18 protein-coding genes are annotated in these 18,138 nt (G+C 53.8%); 2 read left to right on the forward strand and 16 right to left on the reverse strand.

What is annotated here, in order from left to right:
* Positions 1–9 precede the first annotated feature (9 nt).
* The 12 genes from holB to yceD form a co-directional block, all read right to left on the reverse strand.
* A complete protein-coding gene (holB, locus tag QEN31_RS13570) occupies positions 10–1,014 on the reverse strand; it encodes a DNA polymerase III subunit delta' (RefSeq protein ID WP_000872453.1) in 1,005 nt (334 codons plus the stop codon).
* Positions 1,011–1,652, reverse strand: coding sequence for a dTMP kinase (tmk, locus tag QEN31_RS13575; protein WP_000535399.1), 642 nt, complete (start codon positions 1,650–1,652; stop codon positions 1,011–1,013). The genes holB and tmk overlap by 4 nt, the downstream gene beginning before the upstream one ends.
* Positions 1,642–2,664, reverse strand: a complete 1,023-nt coding sequence (yceG, locus tag QEN31_RS13580; RefSeq protein ID WP_000736475.1) for a cell division protein YceG — start codon at positions 2,662–2,664, stop codon at positions 1,642–1,644. Before yceG ends, tmk begins: the two co-directional genes overlap by 11 nt.
* Before the next feature lie 2 nt (positions 2,665–2,666).
* Positions 2,667–3,476, reverse strand: a complete 810-nt coding sequence (gene pabC / locus QEN31_RS13585) for an aminodeoxychorismate lyase (RefSeq protein WP_000478660.1) — start codon at positions 3,474–3,476, stop codon at positions 2,667–2,669.
* Between the two features lie 123 nt (positions 3,477–3,599).
* The gene (gene fabF, locus QEN31_RS13590; RefSeq protein ID WP_000044664.1) at positions 3,600–4,841 is read right to left on the reverse strand and encodes a beta-ketoacyl-ACP synthase II; all 1,242 of its coding nucleotides are present in this window, start codon (positions 4,839–4,841) and stop codon (positions 3,600–3,602) included.
* An 85-nt stretch (positions 4,842–4,926) separates the two neighbouring features.
* Positions 4,927–5,163 (reverse strand): acyl carrier protein, encoded by a 237-nt coding sequence (gene acpP, locus QEN31_RS13595; protein WP_000103754.1) that lies wholly within the window; start codon positions 5,161–5,163, stop codon positions 4,927–4,929.
* 155 nt (positions 5,164–5,318) lie between these two features.
* A complete protein-coding gene (gene fabG / locus QEN31_RS13600) occupies positions 5,319–6,053 on the reverse strand; it encodes a 3-oxoacyl-ACP reductase FabG (protein ID WP_000007236.1) in 735 nt (244 codons plus the stop codon).
* Between the two features lie 12 nt (positions 6,054–6,065).
* The gene (fabD, locus tag QEN31_RS13605; RefSeq protein ID WP_000191343.1) at positions 6,066–6,995 is read right to left on the reverse strand and encodes an ACP S-malonyltransferase; all 930 of its coding nucleotides are present in this window, start codon (positions 6,993–6,995) and stop codon (positions 6,066–6,068) included.
* A 15-nt stretch (positions 6,996–7,010) separates the two neighbouring features.
* Complete coding sequence (fabH, locus tag QEN31_RS13610) at positions 7,011–7,964, reverse strand: beta-ketoacyl-ACP synthase III (protein ID WP_000288154.1); 954 nt, start codon at positions 7,962–7,964, stop codon at positions 7,011–7,013.
* A gap of 79 nt (positions 7,965–8,043) precedes the next feature.
* Positions 8,044–9,123, reverse strand: coding sequence for a phosphate acyltransferase PlsX (gene plsX, locus QEN31_RS13615; protein ID WP_001518286.1), 1,080 nt, complete (start codon positions 9,121–9,123; stop codon positions 8,044–8,046).
* Between the two features lie 133 nt (positions 9,124–9,256).
* Complete coding sequence (rpmF, locus tag QEN31_RS13620; protein ID WP_000290727.1) at positions 9,257–9,430, reverse strand: 50S ribosomal protein L32; 174 nt, start codon at positions 9,428–9,430, stop codon at positions 9,257–9,259.
* Positions 9,431–9,481: 51 nt separating this feature from the next.
* Positions 9,482–10,003: a 23S rRNA accumulation protein YceD gene (gene yceD / locus QEN31_RS13625; protein ID WP_001174492.1), complete on the reverse strand. Its 522-nt coding sequence runs from the start codon at positions 10,001–10,003 to the stop codon at positions 9,482–9,484.
* A 197-nt stretch (positions 10,004–10,200) separates the two neighbouring features.
* Here yceD and QEN31_RS13630 point away from each other — a divergent pair, with 197 nt between their 5' ends.
* Entirely contained in the window at positions 10,201–10,785 is a 585-nt protein-coding gene (locus tag QEN31_RS13630; RefSeq protein WP_099949681.1) for a Maf family protein, read from the forward strand.
* Between the two features lie 71 nt (positions 10,786–10,856).
* Here the strand turns inward: QEN31_RS13630 and QEN31_RS13635 are convergent, their stop codons facing one another.
* From QEN31_RS13635 to rluC, 3 genes are all read right to left on the reverse strand, one after another.
* Complete coding sequence (locus tag QEN31_RS13635; RefSeq protein WP_000528430.1) at positions 10,857–11,081, reverse strand: hypothetical protein; 225 nt, start codon at positions 11,079–11,081, stop codon at positions 10,857–10,859.
* A gap of 205 nt (positions 11,082–11,286) precedes the next feature.
* On the reverse strand, positions 11,287–12,030 hold the full coding sequence (locus tag QEN31_RS13640; protein ID WP_010989014.1) for a DUF3053 domain-containing protein: 744 nt from the start codon (positions 12,028–12,030) through the stop codon (positions 11,287–11,289).
* A gap of 155 nt (positions 12,031–12,185) precedes the next feature.
* Complete coding sequence (rluC, locus tag QEN31_RS13645) at positions 12,186–13,145, reverse strand: 23S rRNA pseudouridine(955/2504/2580) synthase RluC (protein ID WP_000846319.1); 960 nt, start codon at positions 13,143–13,145, stop codon at positions 12,186–12,188.
* A gap of 573 nt (positions 13,146–13,718) precedes the next feature.
* Between rluC and rne the strand changes: the two genes are divergently transcribed.
* Entirely contained in the window at positions 13,719–16,922 is a 3,204-nt protein-coding gene (gene rne / locus QEN31_RS13650; protein ID WP_000827470.1) for a ribonuclease E, read from the forward strand.
* A gap of 256 nt (positions 16,923–17,178) precedes the next feature.
* Here rne and flgL read toward each other — a convergent pair whose 3' ends face one another.
* Complete coding sequence (gene flgL / locus QEN31_RS13655) at positions 17,179–18,132, reverse strand: flagellar hook-associated protein FlgL (RefSeq protein WP_001223033.1); 954 nt, start codon at positions 18,130–18,132, stop codon at positions 17,179–17,181.
* Between the last annotated feature and the right edge of the window lie 6 nt (positions 18,133–18,138).

Below are 18,138 nucleotides of genomic sequence, written 5' to 3' on the forward strand. Positions count from 1 at the left end.
ATGTCTCTCTCAAAGATGAGGAACAGGCAACAAGGTGCCTGGTTGCAGGTAATGCTCGATGCGGAGAATGAGATCGGTTAATACCAGTTCGCGGTTTAATCCGGTCACATGAAGTAATTGATCACGACAATGGCAAACATCGTTCAGGATTGCCTGAATACGCGCCGGGGATAGCGGCCCCGCCAGCGCGGCAACAACCGCGTCCGCATCAACGTTTGTCAGGTACGACGCGCCGTGCTGACGTTTCAGCGCGTCTACCAGCAGCGTCGCCAGCCAGTGCAGGCGCGCCGGGGCTTGCTCATGATTGAGCGCCGTTAATACCGCATACCAGTCGCCCGTATGCAAACTGTCCATTAACGCCTGACACAGCGCCTCACGCTGCGCCCAGCGTTCAGACTGCAACAGCGCCAGCGCGGCGCCGGGCGACCCCGCATTCAGACGTAGCGCCGTGAGCAATGCTTCTTGTGACGCCGTCACTTCTCGCGACAGCCATGACATCGCATACGATTCGGACGGCGGCGCCAGATGATGCAGCCGGCAGCGGCTGCGTAATGTCGCCAACAGACGAGCAGGCTCCGGGCTGGCAAGGAAAAACCAGGTTTGCTCCGGCGGCTCTTCCAGCGTTTTGAGCAACGCATTGGCGGCGGCGTCGGTTAATAGCGCCGCATCCGCAATCCACACCACCTTCGCGCCGCCCAGACGGGAGTGCTCGTACAATTTCTCGCTGACCTCGCGTACCGCATCTACGCCGAGGCTGCTTTTGCCTTTATCCGGCGTCAGCGTGTAATAGTCCGGATGCGTGCCAGCCTGCATAAGCTGACAGCCACGGCAATGCCCACAGCTTTTGTGGCCCTCAGGCTGCTGGCATAACAGATAACGGCTCAGCGCATAGCACAGCGCCTCGTCGCCCATGCCAGGTAAGGCCTGAATCAGTAGCGCATGGTGCCCACGTCCCGCCTGGTAACTTTCTACCAGTTTTTCATAGGCGGGCCGTAACCATGGATACCATTTCATGCCGCTTGCTCCTGCACCCACTTCGTCACCGTGGCGCGAATGTCGCGCATGACGGCATCCAGCGGCTGGGTCGCGTCAATGGTGCGGATACGCGAGTCTTGCGCCGCCAGTTCCAGATAGCGCGCGCGAGTCCGGTTAAAGAAATCAAAAGATTCCTGCTCAATGCGATCCAAATCGCCGCGCGCTCTGGCGCGTTTTAGCCCGACTTCCGGCGTGACATCCAGATACAGCGTCAGGTCAGGACGAAAATCGCCCAGCACGGCATCGCGTAGTGTCGCCAGCATGGTTTGATCAATGCCGCGCCCTCCCCCCTGATACGCCTGGGTCGAGAGATCGTGGCGATCGCCGATCACCCATACGCCTTGCGCCAGCGCGGGTTTGATTACCGTTTCGACGAGCTGTACGCGAGCGGCATAAAACATCAGCACTTCCGCTTTATCGGTAATCACTTCGTCGCCTACCGATCGAATATCCAGCACCAGACTTCTTAGTTTTTCGGCAAGCTGCGTACCGCCCGGCTCACGGGTAAAAATCATATTACGAATACCCAGTTGCTCAAGGGTCTCCACCACCACGTCGCGCGCAGTGGTTTTTCCGGCGCCTTCCAGGCCCTCGATGACGATATAATTACTGCCCATTTTTTTCCTTAAGCACTTTCAGGTACTCCTGCACTGACCGATTATGGCTGGCAAGATTGGTGTTAAATGTGTGACCGCCTTTACCGTCGGCCACAAAATAGAGATACGGCGTTTTCGCCGGATGCGCCGCCGCCTGCAATGACGCTTCGCTGGGCGATGCAATCGGTCCTGGCGGCAGCCCGGTTATGGTATACGTGTTATAAGCCGTCGGCTTTTCCAGATCCGCACGCGACAAGTTACCATTATAACTCGTCCCCATCCCGTAAATCACGGTGGGATCGGTCTGAAGGCGCATACCGATTCTCAGGCGATTAATAAAGACTGAGGCCACCTGATCGCGTTCGCTGGCGACAGCCGTCTCTTTTTCAATAATCGAGGCCATTGTCACCAGTTGGTTCTGATCTTTATAAGGCAGCCCCTCGGCCCGACCTTTCCAGACAGTATCGACAGCTTTCACCATCTTTTGATGCGCTCGCTTGAGAATAGCGACATCGCTGGTGTTGGCGGTATACATCCAGGTATCAGGCCAGAACCACCCTTCTACCCATTCCGGGTGCGCAAGCTTTAATGCCTGAGCGACAGTGGCGTAGTCATCATCCGGCAATGTATGGCGAATATACGGCGCCTCTCGTAGCTGTTTCAGGTAGTCGCTAAGGCGCATCCCTTCCACAAACCGCAACGGGAATTGCGCTTCTTTGCCGCTCTCCAGCAACTCAAGCATCTCCCGTACGGTCATCCCCGTCGTAAAACGGTAAGTTCCCGCTTTAAAGTGTGATAACTCAGGCTCCACGCGCAGCAGCCACTGAAATACCCGGGGGCGATTAATGATTTTTTCATCATAAAGCTGGTCACCAAGCGCCAGCCGCCCCGTTCCCGCCTTGAGCGTAAAGATAGTCTCGTCTTTAATAAGTAACGTGCTGTTCGCCAGATGGCGAACTTTCCACATCCCCACGCCCACGGCAATACCCAGCACAACCAACAGCAGAAGGAAAACGCCTGACAATTTTTTCATAACTAATTCGGATGCTCACAAAATGGGGCTAAAAATTGAAACAGTGTTCGCGAAGAATACGACGTCCCGTGATAGGCGCGTATGGGAATAATCGGCATTAGCGCGTTGCAGATGATAATCTCATCCGCCTGCCTGACTGCCTCCTCTCTCGCCTGTACTTCAAGAACCTGGAAAGGAGATTGCGCCAGTTGGCGTAAACAAAATTGTCGCATAATGCCGTTCACCCCGGCCTGATCCAGACGCGGCGTAAAAACAATGTCGCCTGTACGCCAGAACAAATTAGCCGCACAGCATTCCGTAACCCATCCCTCGCTGTCAAGAACCAGCGCCTCATCGGCGTCCGTCTGCTCAAGATGAGAGCGAATCAACACCTGTTCGAGGCGGTTCAGATGTTTTAATCCGGCAAGATAAGGATTGCGCCCAAGCGGTATGGGACTAAGGGTAAGAGTGATGCCTTGCTTACGCCACTGAGAATAATAAGCGGGATAAGCAGAAACGGAGAGGATTCGGGTAGCTGCCTGACAATTCATGGCGCTGTATCCCCGGCCGCCGCTACCACGGCTAATGATCACTTTCAACACGCCTGAATCATGCCCTGTGGCCAACATTGTCATCTCTTGCCGAAGGGTCGACCAATGGCTAAAAGCGATCCGTAATTTTTCACAGGCAACCTGCAAGCGCTGAAGATGCGCTTCCAGATGGCAAATGTTGCCATCAACAATACGTGCGGTCGTAAAACTGCCATCGCCGAACTGCGTCGCCCGGTCGCTTACAGCAAGTTGATCCTGCGCATGGCCATTAATTAAAAACATAGTGGCTCCTTATCCGTCGCCTGTTAGTGTGGCAGGATGAATAACGCAGAACAAGAGGTGATATGCCTGATAAAAAAGGCCCGACAAGCGGACCTTTTTATTAATGTCTGTCTCTGGCTTAACTTAGATCTTTTTAAAGATCAAGGAACCGTTAGTTCCGCCAAAACCAAAGGAGTTGCACAGAGCGTACTCCAGATCGCTGACCTGGCGCGCTTCATGCGGCACGAAGTCCAGATCGCAACCTTCATCCGGGTTATCCAGATTAATGGTTGGCGGAATGGCCTGATCGCGCAGCGCCAGAATAGAGAAAATAGACTCTACTGCGCCTGCGGCGCCCAACAGATGGCCGGTCATCGATTTGGTCGAGCTCACCATCACTCGGCTTGCAGCATCGCCAAAGACTGACTTAACCGCCTGCGTCTCAGCTTTGTCGCCGGCAGGCGTCGACGTGCCGTGCGCGTTGACGTAGCCAATCTGAGCAGGCTCAATCGCGGCATCACGCAACGCGTTAACCATCGCCAGCGCAGCGCCTGCGCCATTTTCCGGCGGCGACGTCATATGGTAAGCATCGCTGCTCATACCAAAGCCGACGATTTCGGCATAGATTTTCGCACCACGCGCTTTTGCATGTTCGTACTCTTCAAGCACCAACATACCGGCACCGTCGCCCAGTACAAAACCATCGCGTTCTTTATCCCACGGACGGCTCGCCGCCTGTGGGTTATCGTTGCGGGTCGACAGCGCGCGCGCTGCGCCAAAACCACCTACACCCAGCGGCGTACTGGCTTTTTCTGCGCCACCTGCCACCATCGCGTCCGCATCGCCATAGGCGATGATACGCGCGGCATGGCCGATGTTATGCACGCCTGAAGTACAGGCAGTCGCAATAGAGATGCTTGGCCCACGCAGGCCATACATGATAGTCAGATGGCCTGCTACCATGTTAACAATCGTCGACGGGACAAAGAACGGGCTAATCTTACGCGGTCCGCCTTTTACCAGCGAACTGTGGTTTTCTTCGATCAGACCGAGACCACCGATACCGGAGCCGATAGCGGCGCCAATACGGCTTGCGTTCTCTTCCGTCACTTCAAGGCCAGAATCCTGCATGGCCTGTACGCCAGCGACAATTCCATATTGAATGAAGGCATCCATCTTGCGCTGTTCTTTGCGCGAGATAATGTCATCACAGTTAAAATCCTTTACTAAGCCAGCAAATTTCGTTGCATAGGCGCTAGTATCGAAATGGTCGATCAGGCTGATGCCACTCTGACCGGCAAGGAGAGCTTTCCAGGTAGACTCTACGGTATTGCCGACAGGAGACAACATGCCCAGTCCGGTCACAACTACACGACGCTTAGACACGGTTGTCCTCCAGGGAGGGAAAATGATTCTAGTGGGACAAAAAGATAAAACTCAGGCGGTCGAACGACCGCCTGGAGATGTTCACTTACGCCTGGTGGCCGTTGATGTAATCAATGGCAGCCTGAACGGTGGTGATTTTCTCAGCTTCTTCGTCCGGAATCTCAGTATCAAACTCTTCTTCCAGAGCCATTACCAGCTCAACGGTGTCAAGAGAATCTGCGCCCAGGTCTTCAACGAAAGAAGCATTGTTGGTTACTTCTTCCTGCTTAACGCCCAGCTGTTCGCCGATAATTTTCTTAACGCGTTCTTCGATAGTGCTCATACTCTTAAATTTCCTATCAAAACTCGCTTTCGCGATGGTTTTCGTAGTGTATAAAATGTTGAAAAATTTGCAACTAAATCCCGGCAGGTCTTACCACGATTTTACGTTATTTTGCGGCCTTTCGCCCTAATAACGCAAATATTTTTCAATCGTGATTAAACCATGTACATTCCGCCGTTGACGTGCAGAGTCTCACCAGTGATGTAACTCGCTTCGTCAGAGGCTAAAAATGCAACCGCACTGGCGATTTCCTGAGCGCCGCCGAGGCGACCCGCAGGCACCTGCGCCAGGATACCCGCACGCTGATCGTCAGACAGCGCACGCGTCATGTCCGTTTCAATAAAACCCGGAGCCACAACATTGACAGTAATACCACGGGACGCAACTTCACGCGCCAGTGATTTACTGAAACCGATCAGGCCCGCTTTCGCCGCAGCGTAGTTTGCCTGACCTGCATTTCCCATGGTACCAACCACAGAACCAATAGTGATAATGCGACCACAACGCTTTTTCATCATAGCGCGCATTACCGCTTTTGACAGGCGGAAAACGGATGATAAGTTGGTTTCGATAATATCGTTCCACTCATCATCTTTCATTCGCATCAACAGATTATCACGAGTGATACCGGCATTATTAACCAGGATATCCACTTCACCAAATTCTGCGCGAATATTTTCCAGAACAGATTCAATAGATGCAGGATCGGTCACATTCAACATCAAACCTTTCCCGTTAGCACCTAAATAGTCGCTAATGTTCTTCGCACCATTTTCACTGGTCGCAGTCCCGATAACTTTCGCGCCGCGGGCAACGAGAGTCTCTGCAATTGCGCGGCCTATGCCACGGCTTGCACCAGTCACCAGCGCAATCTTTCCTTCAAAGCTCATGGTTTTCCTCTTTTATTGCGTAAGTGCCGCAGACAGCGCCGCCGGCTCGTTCAGCGCCGACGCTGTCAGGGTGTCGACAATACGTTTCGTCAGACCAGTGAGGACTTTACCTGGACCCACTTCATAAAGATGTTCAACGCCCTGCGCCGCGATAAATTCCACGCTCTTCGTCCACTGTACCGGATTGTACAACTGGCGAACCAGCGCATCGCGGATAGCGGCGGCATCGGTTTCACATTTCACGTCAACGTTGTTCACTACCGGCACCGTTGGCGCGCTAAAGGTAATTTTGGCTAATTCAACCGCCAGCTTATCTGCCGCTGGTTTCATCAGCGCGCAGTGCGACGGTACGCTCACCGGCAGCGGCAGCGCGCGTTTCGCGCCAGCGGCTTTACAGGCTGCGCCCGCACGTTCTACCGCCTCTTTATGCCCGGCGATAACCACCTGTCCCGGCGAGTTAAAGTTAACCGGCGAAACAACCTGCCCTTCGGCAGATTCTTCACAGGCTTTAGCAATAGAGGCATCATCCAGCCCGATGATCGCAGACATGCCGCCAGTGCCTTCCGGAACCGCTTCCTGCATGAATTTACCGCGCATTTCCACCAGACGAACGGCATCAGCAAAGTTGATGACGCCAGCGCAAACCAGCGCGGAATATTCGCCCAGGCTGTGACCTGCCATTAACGCAGGCATTTTACCGCCCTGCTGCTGCCAAACGCGCCAAAGCGCGACGGAAGCGGTTAATAACGCCGGCTGCGTCTGCCAGGTTTTATTCAGTTCTTCCGCTGGACCTTGCTGGGTGAGCGCCCACAGATCATATCCCAGAGCCGCAGAAGCTTCAGCAAACGTTTCTTCTACGATAGGGTAATTTGCCGCCATCTCGGCCAACATCCCAACGCTCTGAGAACCCTGACCGGGGAACACAAATGCAAATTGCGTCATGTTTAAATCCTTATACTAGAAACGAATCAGCGCGGAGCCCCAGGTGAATCCACCCCCGAAGGCTTCAAGCAATACCAGCTGACCGGCTTTAATTCGCCCGTCACGCACGGCTTCATCCAGCGCGCACGGCACAGAAGCCGCGGAGGTATTGCCGTGCCTGTCCAGCGTGACGACGACATTGTCCATCGACATGCCGAGTTTTTTCGCTGTCGCGCTAATGATACGCAGGTTAGCCTGATGCGGCACCAGCCAATCGAGTTCTGAGCGATCCAGGTTATTAGCCGCCAGCGTCTCATCGACAATATGCGCCAGTTCAGTGACCGCCACTTTAAAGACTTCATTGCCCGCCATTGTCAGGTAAATCGGGTTATCCGGATTTACGCGATCGGCATTCGGCAGGGTCAGTAATTCACCGTAACGGCCATCGGCATGAAGATGAGTGGAGATAATACCCGGTTCTTCAGAAGCGCTCAGTACGGCCGCGCCTGCGCCATCGCCGAAAATAATGATCGTACCGCGATCGCCAGGATCGCAAGTGCGGGCTAATACATCGGAACCGACCACCAGCGCGTGTTTAACCGCGCCGGATTTAACGTACTGGTCGGCGATGCTTAACGCGTAGGTGAAACCTGCGCACGCTGCCGCGACATCAAACGCCGGGCAACCTTTAATACCGAGCATACTTTGAATCTGACATGCCGCGCTTGGAAATGCATGCGTTGCTGATGTGGTAGCCACCACAATCAAGCCAATTTGGTCTTTATCGATCCCCGCCATCTCAATCGCGCGATTCGCAGCGGTAAAGCCCATCGTCGCGACAGTTTCATTCGGCGCGGCGATATGGCGTTTACGAATACCTGTACGAGTGACAATCCACTCGTCAGAGGTCTCAACCATTTTTTCCAGATCGGCGTTAGTCCGCACTTGTTCGGGCAGATAGCTGCCAGTACCAATAATCTTCGTATACATGTACGCTCAGTCACTTTTCGGTTATATACCGTTACCTGTAAACGTCTGGCACGCTGGCGGCGCCGGGGAGACAACGATATTATCTGTGCGCCCGCAGGTTTACGCCTTTGCCATCGTCCAGCGGTTCAAATCCGGCTGGGTATACAGATTCCAGGCGAGCGGCAATTCGCTGAGGAACTTGTCGCTGCACCGCCTGCACTGCCTGTTCAATCGCGACTGCAAATGCTCGCTGATTGGCCGCACCATGACTTTTTATCACCGTGCCGCGCAATCCTAACAGACAGGCGCCATTATACTGGTCGGGGTTGAGGTGACTGAATCGCCTCGTCAGGCTTTTTTGTAACCAACGTTTTAATAACAGCAGCCACCACGACCGTTTTTTCCCCTCGCCCTGTGATTTCAGCAGTGAAAGGAACATTCTGACAACCCCCTCCATCGTTTTAAGTGTGACATTGCCTGTAAAGCCGTCACACACCAGTACATCGGTTTTTCCCGTCAGTAACTCATTCGCCTCAAGGTAGCCGATGTAATTGATGGTTGGGACTGTTTTTAACATTAAAGAGGCTTCGCGAATACTGTCGAGGCCTTTGGTTTCTTCTTCCCCGATATTGAGTAGCGCCACGCGGGGATTTTTGATCCCGACGACCTCTTCCGCCAAAACGGCGCCCATCACGGCAAACTGCACCAGCATGGTACTGTCACAGTCGACGTTGGCACCCAAATCAAGCACTACCGTTTTGCCCTTTTGCTGGTGCGGTAATACCGTCACCAACGCCGGACGCTCAATCCCCTCAAGAGGCTTGAGCAATAATTTCGCCAGCCCCATCAGCGCCCCGGTATTACCGGCGCTAACGCAAGCTTCGGCTCGGCCTTCTTTCACAAGCTCCAGGGCCACACGCATGGATGTCCCACGACTGGCGCGGATCGCCTGCGAAGGCCGGGCATCACTGGCAATAACTGACTGTGCAGGGATAATCTGCAGACGCGAACGTTGTTCAAAGTCAGCTTTGGCAAGTAATGGCGTGATAATATCGGGATTCCCGACTAAAAGAAGAGTGAGCTGCGAATTAGCGTTCAGTGCCTGCAATGCTGCAGGCACCGTCACGGAAGGACCAAAATCGCCCCCCATGACATCTAACGCCAGGGTTAGACGTGTCAAGGTATCGTCGCTGCCTGGTTCGGTGTTCTCCGCTTACGCGGAGAAATCCTCACTAAGCTTTATCACGCTTGTACTCTTCGGCTTTTACACCACAGGCACGCCTGTGATGCAAAAGGCATCGAGTATCGCGCGATTACTTAGCGATGACCTTACGGCCGCGGTAGTAACCGTCGGCAGTGATGTGGTGACGCAGGTGTTTTTCACCAGAAGTTTTGTCTACAGACAGGCTGGTGACTGCGGTCAGAGCGTCATGGGAACGACGCATGCCACGTTTGGAACGGGTTGGTTTATTCTGTTGTACGGCCATGGACCTTACTCCTCAATTACGGTTTATCCCTGCGTCCGCGGGGAAGACCTATTACTTACGCTTTAAGCTGGCTAATACGGCAAATGGGTTTGGCTTTTGCGCTTCATCAGGCAGTTCGCCAAAGACCATGTCCGCCTCGGACACTTCACAGTGTTCAGAATCATGCACCGGAACTACCGGCAAGGCGAGGATGATTTCATCTTCAACCGTCGCCAGCAGATCGATTTCGCCGAATTCGTTTACCTCAATCGGCTCATACGCTTCCGGCAGTGCTTCAGCCTGCTCGTCGGAACGGACAGGGCTAAAACAATACGTTGTGTGAACCTGATGGGTAAACGGTTTCCCGCAACGCTGGCATTCGAGCGACACCGTAACGACCGCATCGCCGGTTAAAACGGCGAGACGCTGGTTATCGATAGCGAACGACATGGAGCATTCCACATCACTGTCCACACTGACTACAGATTCGGCAACGCGCTCAACCTGATCGGGGGTATAGATACCCTGGTAATCAAGGCGTTTTTGAGCGGTACGAACCGGATCAAGAGTCAGGGGTAATTTTACCTTTTGCATAGGGCGCGCATATTAACTTCGTAACGTCATATAGTCAAAGAAAAAGGCAGCCTGCGGTTGCCTTTTGCCAATAATTCGCACACATTGCGGGTTACAGACTTATTTTCGCTCAAGACGAGTCAGTATGACAGGCTTGAAGACCGAAGAGCATAGTTTAAGATGGCTCTCATCATTACGCTATATCTGAGGGAAAAAATATGCCCCGTCTCATCCTTGCGTCTACCTCTCCCTGGCGTCGCGCGCTGCTGGAAAAGCTGACGATTCCTTTCGAATGCGCCGCGCCGGATGTTGATGAAACCCCCATGCCGGGCGAAGCGCCGCGTCAGTTGGTGCTGCGGCTGGCGCAGGCGAAGGCGCAATCGCTCGCCGCGCGTTTCCCGAATCATTTGATTATTGGCTCCGACCAAATTTGTGTTCTGGACGGCGAAATCACCGGCAAACCGCTGACGGAAGAAAAAGCGCGTCAGCAATTAGCCAAAGCCAGCGGAAATATTGTGACGTTTTATACCGGACTGGCACTGTATAACTCCGACTCCGGGCACTTACAAACCGAAGTGGAGCCTTTTGACGTTCATTTTCGCCATTTAAGCGAAGCGGAAATAGACGACTATGTCCGTAAAGAGCATCCGCTGCACTGCGCGGGAAGTTTTAAAAGCGAAGGTTTAGGCATTGCATTATTTGAGCGCCTGGAGGGTCGTGATCCGAACACGCTGATCGGCTTGCCGCTTATTGCCCTGTGCCAGATGCTGCGACGGGAGGGCTTCAACCCGCTACAGCAATAAACGGCCTACTCTGTAGGCTTTTCAAATACCGCTAAAAGCCGTTTCTGCACGTGTTGGTAGTTATCTCCCGTTTATTGGGGAGCAGTTTCGACCGCTTCCAGTTCTAACCAACTGGAAAGCGCTTGTTGTGAACAATTTAGCGCCTGCCGATCTTCACTCTCTTCGTGCGGGCCCGTTTCCTGGTCAATCCATTCACCGACCAGAAAAAAAGCATTGGTATTACGAACCGATGTACGGTGCGTTTTATCCCATAGGGTATCAACAGCGGTGTACGTGCGCGTTAATGAATTCCCCATCTCAGTTCAGTTTTGTAAAAACACATGTTCTCAATACTCGCCTGACGCGCTCTACGGCGTCAAAAGCGGCTTACAAACTTATTCTCGCGAACAACTCTCAGGACGTTTACTGTCCTGAAACCTTCCCTTTGCGACTCGTTAAATTCCATCTCGCGATGAGTTTACGCCCTCCCCCGAACATTGCTTCACCTCACGACACATTCCTTTAATTAACGCCGCCAGCATCAGCCGCATCTTGTTGACTATTTATAAATTCAACCATCTGCTGAGTAAGATGGTTTATATCATTCTGCGTAATGAAAAAATTAAATTGTTGATCCTGAAAGTGTTCTTTTGCTGCCAGGTCGGCAAAAACCGCTTTTCCATTCGTTTCAAAGCGGACTTTATTTCCCTGTTTTTGCAGAAACTCGCCCATTGCGACCAGTTGGTCGAGCCGCTTTCCGCGCAGAAAATAATAGCGAGTCATCGTCTCATCCAGCGGTGTTACGGTTTTATTCCACGCAGCGTCAAAGACAGGCTTCACATCAGCGGGGAGCTTTAAAGCAGAATATTTTTTTCTGTTTTCACTACTCACATTTTTCAACCGAAGGATAAATCGATTGTTTACGTCACGAGCCACACGTAGCTCGTTCAGGAAAACCAGATTATCACGCTCAGACTGAATAACACCGGTGATCTTATCCTCCTGGCCGGTCTCATACACCACAGCAAAGATTTGCCCGTAGGCAGTTAATAGTACATCGTAGTCATCGGCGTAATGACCAAAAGCCTGACGTTGGGCTGGCGTCAACTCACAGACGCCCACCACGGGAGACGTAATGATTTGCGTATTCAAATACTCAACGAAAGCCCGTCGTGAACTATCGCCCTTCCCTTCGCAACCGGTCAGCATCGCGATCACGAGCGGCACGATAACGTATTTTCCCCAACGCTGAGTAAATGAGCGCATCCAGCTAGTATTGGCCATCTGTTCGTCCTTAAACGCGCCGAAATCCGGATCGCAAGAATAAACAGTGCACAACGGTAAAAATGCGTCGGATACAGCAAAACAAAAATATTATGAGAAAAGTGAGATTCGGGCAGATAACCTGCCCGAAAGAGGAACTATTTTGCGTTACGCAGCACCTGCAGACAGCGCTTCAGGGCGTTATCCATTGGCGCTTCAATGCGCATGACTTCGCCCGTTCCCGGATGCGTGAACTTCAGCGCCGCGGCGTGCAGAAAGAGACGTTTAAGACCGGTTCCCGCTTCGGTAAGCTGTTGATCAAACTCACGGTCGCCGTAGCGATCGTCGAACGCAATAGGGTGACCGGCATATTGGGTATGTACGCGAATCTGATGCGTACGGCCCGTGACCGGGCTACAGCGCACCAGCGTGGCGAAGGCATAGCGCTCTTCCACCTTGAAGCGCGTTTCTGACGGTTTGCCTTCCTGGCTCACGCGAACAATGCGTTCGCCACTTTGCAGAATGTTCTTTAATAATGGCGCCTGTACGGTTTTAACGTGCGATTGCCACTGGCCGCGCACCAGCGCCAGATAATCTTTCTGCATTCCCTTTTCGCGCAGTTGCTCATGCAGCGAACGCAGCGCGGAGCGTTTTTTCGCCACCAACAGCACGCCGGAGGTATCGCGGTCAAGACGATGCACCAGTTCCAGGAATCGCGCTTCCGGACGCAACGCCCGCAGCCCTTCGATGACGCCAAAACTTAACCCGCTCCCGCCGTGTACGGCGGTGCCGGAAGGCTTATTCAGCACCAGAATATGGTCGTCTTCATACAAAATGACGTCCGCCAACGCCGCCACTTTTTGCAAATGCGGCGACACGGCCTCTTCTTCGCGTTCAGCAACGCGAACCGGCGGAATGCGGACTTCATCGCCCGCTTCCAGTTTGTATTCCGGTTTAATGCGTTTTTTGTTCACCCGCACCTCGCCTTTACGCAAGATGCGATAAATCATACTTTTTGGTACCCCTTTCAGTTGGGTGCGCAAAAAGTTATCAATGCGTTGCCCCGCTTCGTCAGCGGCGATAGCAACAATTTTTACGGATGGCGTTTCTGTTTTCATGGGGGGCGATTCTAAATAGCCTGTGAGATTCGCGCCACACATTTTTCTATGCTTATAGAGACGTCTACGCCAGTGGATGAACATTTTTCACTGCGGTTTTGCTGGTTATTAAAGCGATTGGCTCACGCTGGTGAAAAAACTGTGAGTAAGCGGGTGATAAATGGTAAAAGTCATCTTGCTATAACAAGGTTAGCAGTGGAATAATGATGCGGTTTCCGCACCGAAACTTGTTAAAACAAAAAGTTTAGCGGAATAACCCATTTTGTCTGACCGATCATCAACGCAGCAATGGCGTAAGACGTATTGATTTTTCAGACAGTTAGCGGGCTGCGGGTTGCAGTCCTTACCGGTAGATAGGATCTTCTCTGGAGAGTAATGCCCAGGCTGCTTCCCTGATAATTGCGCTGTGTTTCCGTATGAAATACAGGCAACCGACACTCTGCGCCTCTTTGAGCTGACGATAACCGTGAGGTTGGCGACGCGAAATAGTCACGAGGCCATCGGTTCATGCCCGGTAAGGCGTCACCATGCCCGCAGCTTAGTCGTCAACGTAAGAATAATGAGTAAGTTACGATGAAAAGAATGTTAATCAACGCGACTCAGCAGGAAGAGTTGCGCGTCGCCCTTGTAGATGGGCAGCGTCTGTACGATCTGGATATAGAAAGCCCCGGACACGAGCAGAAAAAAGCGAACATCTATAAAGGCAAAATTACCCGTATTGAACCGAGCCTGGAAGCGGCTTTTGTTGATTACGGCGCAGAACGCCACGGTTTCCTCCCGTTAAAAGAAATTGCCCGCGAATATTTCCCCGCTAACTACAGCGCTCATGGTCGCCCGAACATTAAAGACGTGTTACGCGAAGGCCAGGAAGTCATTGTTCAAATCGATAAAGAAGAGCGCGGCAACAAAGGCGCGGCGTTAACCACCTTTATCAGTCTGGCGGGCAGCTACCTGGTACTGATGCCGAATAACCCGCGCGCGGGTGGTATTTCCCGTCGCATTGAAGGCGACGATCGTACCGAGTTAAAAGAAGCGTTGGCCAGCCTGGAACTTCCTGAAGGGATGGGGCTTATCGTGCGTACCGCGGGCGTGGGTAAATCCGCCGAAGCGTTGCAGTGGGATTTAAGCTTCCGCCTGAAACACTGGGAGGCCATTCAGAAAGCCGCTGAAAGCCGTCCCGCGCCGTTCCTGATCCATCAGGAAAGCAACGTCATCGTACGCGCGTTTCGCGACTATCTGCGTCAGGATATCGGTGAAATCCTGATCGACAATCCAAAAGTGATGGAAATGGCGCGTCAGCATATCGCCGCGTTGGGCCGCCCGGATTTTAGCAGCAAAATTAAGCTGTACACCGGTGAAATCCCGTTGTTCAGCCATTACCAGATCGAATCGCAGATCGAGTCAGCGTTCCAGCGTGAAGTGCGCCTGCCCTCCGGCGGCTCCATCGTCATTGACAGTACCGAAGCGTTAACCGCCATCGATATCAACTCCGCCCGCGCGACTCGCGGCGGCGATATCGAAGAAACGGCGTTTAATACCAACCTGGAAGCGGCCGATGAGATTGCCCGCCAGTTGCGTCTGCGCGACCTGGGCGGCCTGATCGTTATCGACTTTATCGATATGACGCCGGTACGTCACCAGCGCGCGGTAGAAAACCGTCTGCGTGAAGCGGTGCGTCAGGACCGGGCGCGTATTCAGATTAGCCATATTTCCCGCTTCGGCCTGCTCGAAATGTCGCGTCAGCGCCTGAGCCCGTCTCTGGGCGAATCCAGCCATCACGTGTGTCCGCGCTGTAGCGGTACCGGCACCGTGCGCGATAACGAATCTCTGTCGCTGTCCATTCTGCGCCTGATTGAAGAAGAAGCGCTGAAAGAGAATACGCAGGAAGTCCATGCCATTGTTCCGGTGCCGATCGCCTCTTATCTGCTTAACGAAAAACGGACGGCAGTGAACGCTATTGAGACGCGTCAGGATGGCGTCCGCTGTGTCATCGTCCCGAACGATCAGATGGAAACGCCGCACTATTCCGTGCTGCGCGTACGCAAAGGGGAAGAAACGCCGACCCTGAGCTACATGCTGCCGAAGCTGCACGAAGAAGCGATGGCGCTGCCTTCTGAAGAAGAGTACGCCGAGCGTAAACGCCCGGAGCAGCCTGCGCTGGCGACATTCGCTATGCCAGATGTGCCTCCGGCGCCGACGCCTGTCGAACCGGCGGTTAGCGTCGCCACGGCGAAAAAGGATAATGTTGCCGCCGCGCAGCCTGCCCAGCCGGGTCTGTTTAGCCGCTTCCTTAACGCGCTGAAACAACTGTTCAGCGGTGAAGAAACGAAAACCGTCGAAACAGCCGCGCCGAAAGCGGAAGAAAAAGCGGAGCGTCAGCAGGATCGTCGCAAGCCACGGCAGAACAACCGTCGCGATCGTAACGAACGCCGCGACACCCGTGATAACCGTGCCGGACGTGACGGCGGCGAGAGCCGCGACGATAATCGTCGTAACCGTCGCCAGACGCAGCAGCAAAATGCGGAAGCGCGCGATACCCGCCAGCAGGAAACGGCGGAAAAAGTGAAAACCGGCGATGAACAGCAACAGACGCCGCGTCGCGAACGCAGCCGCCGCCGCAATGATGACAAGCGCCAGGCGCAGCAGGAAGTAAAAGCGCTTAACCGCGAAGAACAACCTGTCCAGGAGACCGAGCAGGAAGAACGCGTTCAGCAGGTTCAGCCGCGCCGCAAGCAGCGCCAGCTTAATCAGAAAGTCCGCTTTACCAACAGCGCAGTGGTTGAAACGGTTGACACGCCGGTCGTCGTCGACGAACCGCGCCCGGTTGAAAACGTTGAACAGCCCGTTCCAGCGCCGCGTACCGAGCTGGCGAAAGTTGATTTACCTGTCGTCGCCGATATCGCGCCAGAGCAGGATGATAGCGTAGAACCTCGCGATAATACCGGTATGCCGCGTCGCTCCCGCCGTTCTCCGCGCCACCTGCGCGTAAGCGGTCAGCGTCGCCGTCGCTATCGTGACGAGCGCTACCCGACACAATCGCCAATGCCGTTAACCGTCGCCTGCGCGTCGCCAGAAATGGCGTCCGGTAAAGTCTGGATCCGCTACCCGATTGTCCGTCCTCAGGAAACGCAGGTTGTTGACGAGCAGCGTGAAGCAGATCTGGCGCTGCCACAACCGGTTGTCGCTGAACAGCAGGTTATCGCTGCGACCGCAGCGCTCGAACCACAAGCGTCGGTACAGGCAGTAGAAAACGTTGCCGTTGAGCCGCAGACCGTCGCCGAACCACAGGCGCCGGAAGTCGTCGAGGTCGAGACAACGCATCCGGAAGTGATTGCCGCGCCAGTTGATGAACAGCCGCAACTGATTGCCGAAAGCGATACGCCGGTGGCGCAAGAGGTTATTGCTGACGCCGAACCGGTAGCAGAAACCGCCGACGCGTCCATTACGGTGGCTGAAAACGTAGCTGATGTTGTCGTTGTCGAGCCAGAAGAAGAGACAAAAGCGGAAGCGGCTGTTGTGGAGCACACGGCAGAAGAAACCGTTATCGCACCGGCCCAGGTGGTGGAAAAGTCGCAGGACGTTGTCTGCGTTGACGATCATAATCACGCCAGCGCGCCGATGACGCGTGCGCCAGCGCCGGAATATGTGCCGGAAACCCCGCACCATAGCGACTGGCAGCGGCCTTCCTTCCACTTTGAAGGTAAAGGCGCGGCAGGCGGACACAGCGCCACACGTCACGCCAGCGCCCCGGCGACACGCCCACAGCCGGTAGAATGATGTAAATGCTGATACAAAGCCGACCGCCAGGTCGGCTTTTTTATGCCCCTTACAGGGCAATGCCTCACCCCATGGCGTCTTTTAGTCACTCCAGGCGTTTATGAGATCGGGCGGGATAATACGTACGGATGGCGTCGCTACGGGCGCGACAATATGACCACTAACTCAATGACGACTAAAAAAATGCCCGCGCCGGGGTGGATGGCGCGGGCAGACAAAACATATCCAGTTTCGTGATATGTTTCAAAAAGAGGTGTTACCGGTTCAACTGGAAAAGCGACATTCCCTGCATGTCGGTAAACGTTTTATAGGACGCCTGTAATGCCGCCTGTTGCATGACGTAGGAGGAGATGACCGAGTTCCAGTCCACATCTACCAGGTTGCTCATCTGTAGCTTCTGTCCCAGCGCACGGTCGCTTCCCAGTGAATCCAGCGTACTGAGTTCGCTCAGTTGCGTTCCCAGTTCCGCACGAACGGTCAGGACGTTATTAAGCGAATTTTTTAAGCCGCGATTGGTTTTATCAATGGCGGCAGCGGCTTTTTCTTTTTCCACGTTATTGCCTTCCACCGGGGTCTTGAGTGCGGCAATTGCCGTATCGAGCATGACAAACAGATTCTTTTCGGAGTCCGAGCCATCCGGTTCCGGCACCGCATTGCTGGTGATGCTATTAAAAATTTGCGCACCCGTATGGCCAATTACCATCGTGCGAGCGGAATCCACCTGCTGGGTAACACTTTTCTCGCCGCCATGATAACCACCTGTCGCCTGGTCGAATGGCGCCGCTTCCGTTTTATACCCGGCAAAGATATAGCGACCATTGCCGTCAGTGCTGTTTGCCAGGTTCATCAGCTGATCGCGGATGCCCTGTAAATCCGTCGCCAGCGACGCGCGGTCATCGTCGCTTAACGTGCCGTTTCCGGCATAGACGATTTTTTCCTGCGCGGTTTGAATCGCCGTCGTCACCTGACTGAGTACGCTTTCTTCCAGCGACACTTTTTGGGTGGCAAACGTACGCGCCAGGGCGTACTGGCTATTCTGCGCCTGCGCCTGAGAGAGTACTACCGCCTGCGACGCGGCGATCGGATCGTCAGATGGGTTGGTAACGCGCTTACCGGTAGACATCTGCTCGCCCAGCTTCATCCATTCGGCCTGAGAATTAGTGATGCCGCTCATATTTTGTTCGTACATCATCTGGGTACTGATACGCATGTCATC

The sequence above is a fragment of the Salmonella sp. SA15303 genome, from assembly GCF_029962125.1.
Lineage (GTDB): Bacteria > Pseudomonadota > Gammaproteobacteria > Enterobacterales > Enterobacteriaceae > Salmonella > Salmonella enterica.

Bases quoted from the DNA above. Each gene is read 5' to 3' on its own strand.
- holB (WP_000872453.1), bottom strand. From the start codon at position 1,014: ATGAAATGGTATCCATGGTTACGGCCCGCCTATGAAAAACTGGTAGAA.
- tmk (WP_000535399.1), bottom strand. From the start codon at position 1,652: ATGGGCAGTAATTATATCGTCATCGAGGGCCTGGAAGGCGCCGGAAAA.
- yceG (WP_000736475.1), bottom strand. From the start codon at position 2,664: ATGAAAAAATTGTCAGGCGTTTTCCTTCTGCTGTTGGTTGTGCTGGGT.
- pabC (WP_000478660.1), bottom strand. From the start codon at position 3,476: ATGTTTTTAATTAATGGCCATGCGCAGGATCAACTTGCTGTAAGCGAC.
- acpP (WP_000103754.1), bottom strand. From the start codon at position 5,163: ATGAGCACTATCGAAGAACGCGTTAAGAAAATTATCGGCGAACAGCTG.
- fabG (WP_000007236.1), bottom strand. From the start codon at position 6,053: ATGAGCTTTGAAGGAAAGATTGCGCTGGTGACTGGTGCAAGCCGTGGC.
- fabD (WP_000191343.1), bottom strand. From the start codon at position 6,995: ATGACGCAATTTGCATTTGTGTTCCCCGGTCAGGGTTCTCAGAGCGTT.
- fabH (WP_000288154.1), bottom strand. From the start codon at position 7,964: ATGTATACGAAGATTATTGGTACTGGCAGCTATCTGCCCGAACAAGTG.
- rpmF (WP_000290727.1), bottom strand. From the start codon at position 9,430: ATGGCCGTACAACAGAATAAACCAACCCGTTCCAAACGTGGCATGCGT.
- yceD (WP_001174492.1), bottom strand. From the start codon at position 10,003: ATGCAAAAGGTAAAATTACCCCTGACTCTTGATCCGGTTCGTACCGCT.
- QEN31_RS13630 (WP_099949681.1), top strand. From the start codon at position 10,201: ATGCCCCGTCTCATCCTTGCGTCTACCTCTCCCTGGCGTCGCGCGCTG.
- QEN31_RS13635 (WP_000528430.1), bottom strand. From the start codon at position 11,081: ATGGGGAATTCATTAACGCGCACGTACACCGCTGTTGATACCCTATGG.
- QEN31_RS13640 (WP_010989014.1), bottom strand. From the start codon at position 12,030: ATGCGCTCATTTACTCAGCGTTGGGGAAAATACGTTATCGTGCCGCTC.
- rluC (WP_000846319.1), bottom strand. From the start codon at position 13,145: ATGAAAACAGAAACGCCATCCGTAAAAATTGTTGCTATCGCCGCTGAC.
- rne (WP_000827470.1), top strand. From the start codon at position 13,719: ATGAAAAGAATGTTAATCAACGCGACTCAGCAGGAAGAGTTGCGCGTC.
- flgL (WP_001223033.1), bottom strand. From the start codon at position 18,132: ATGCGTATCAGTACCCAGATGATGTACGAACAAAATATGAGCGGCATC.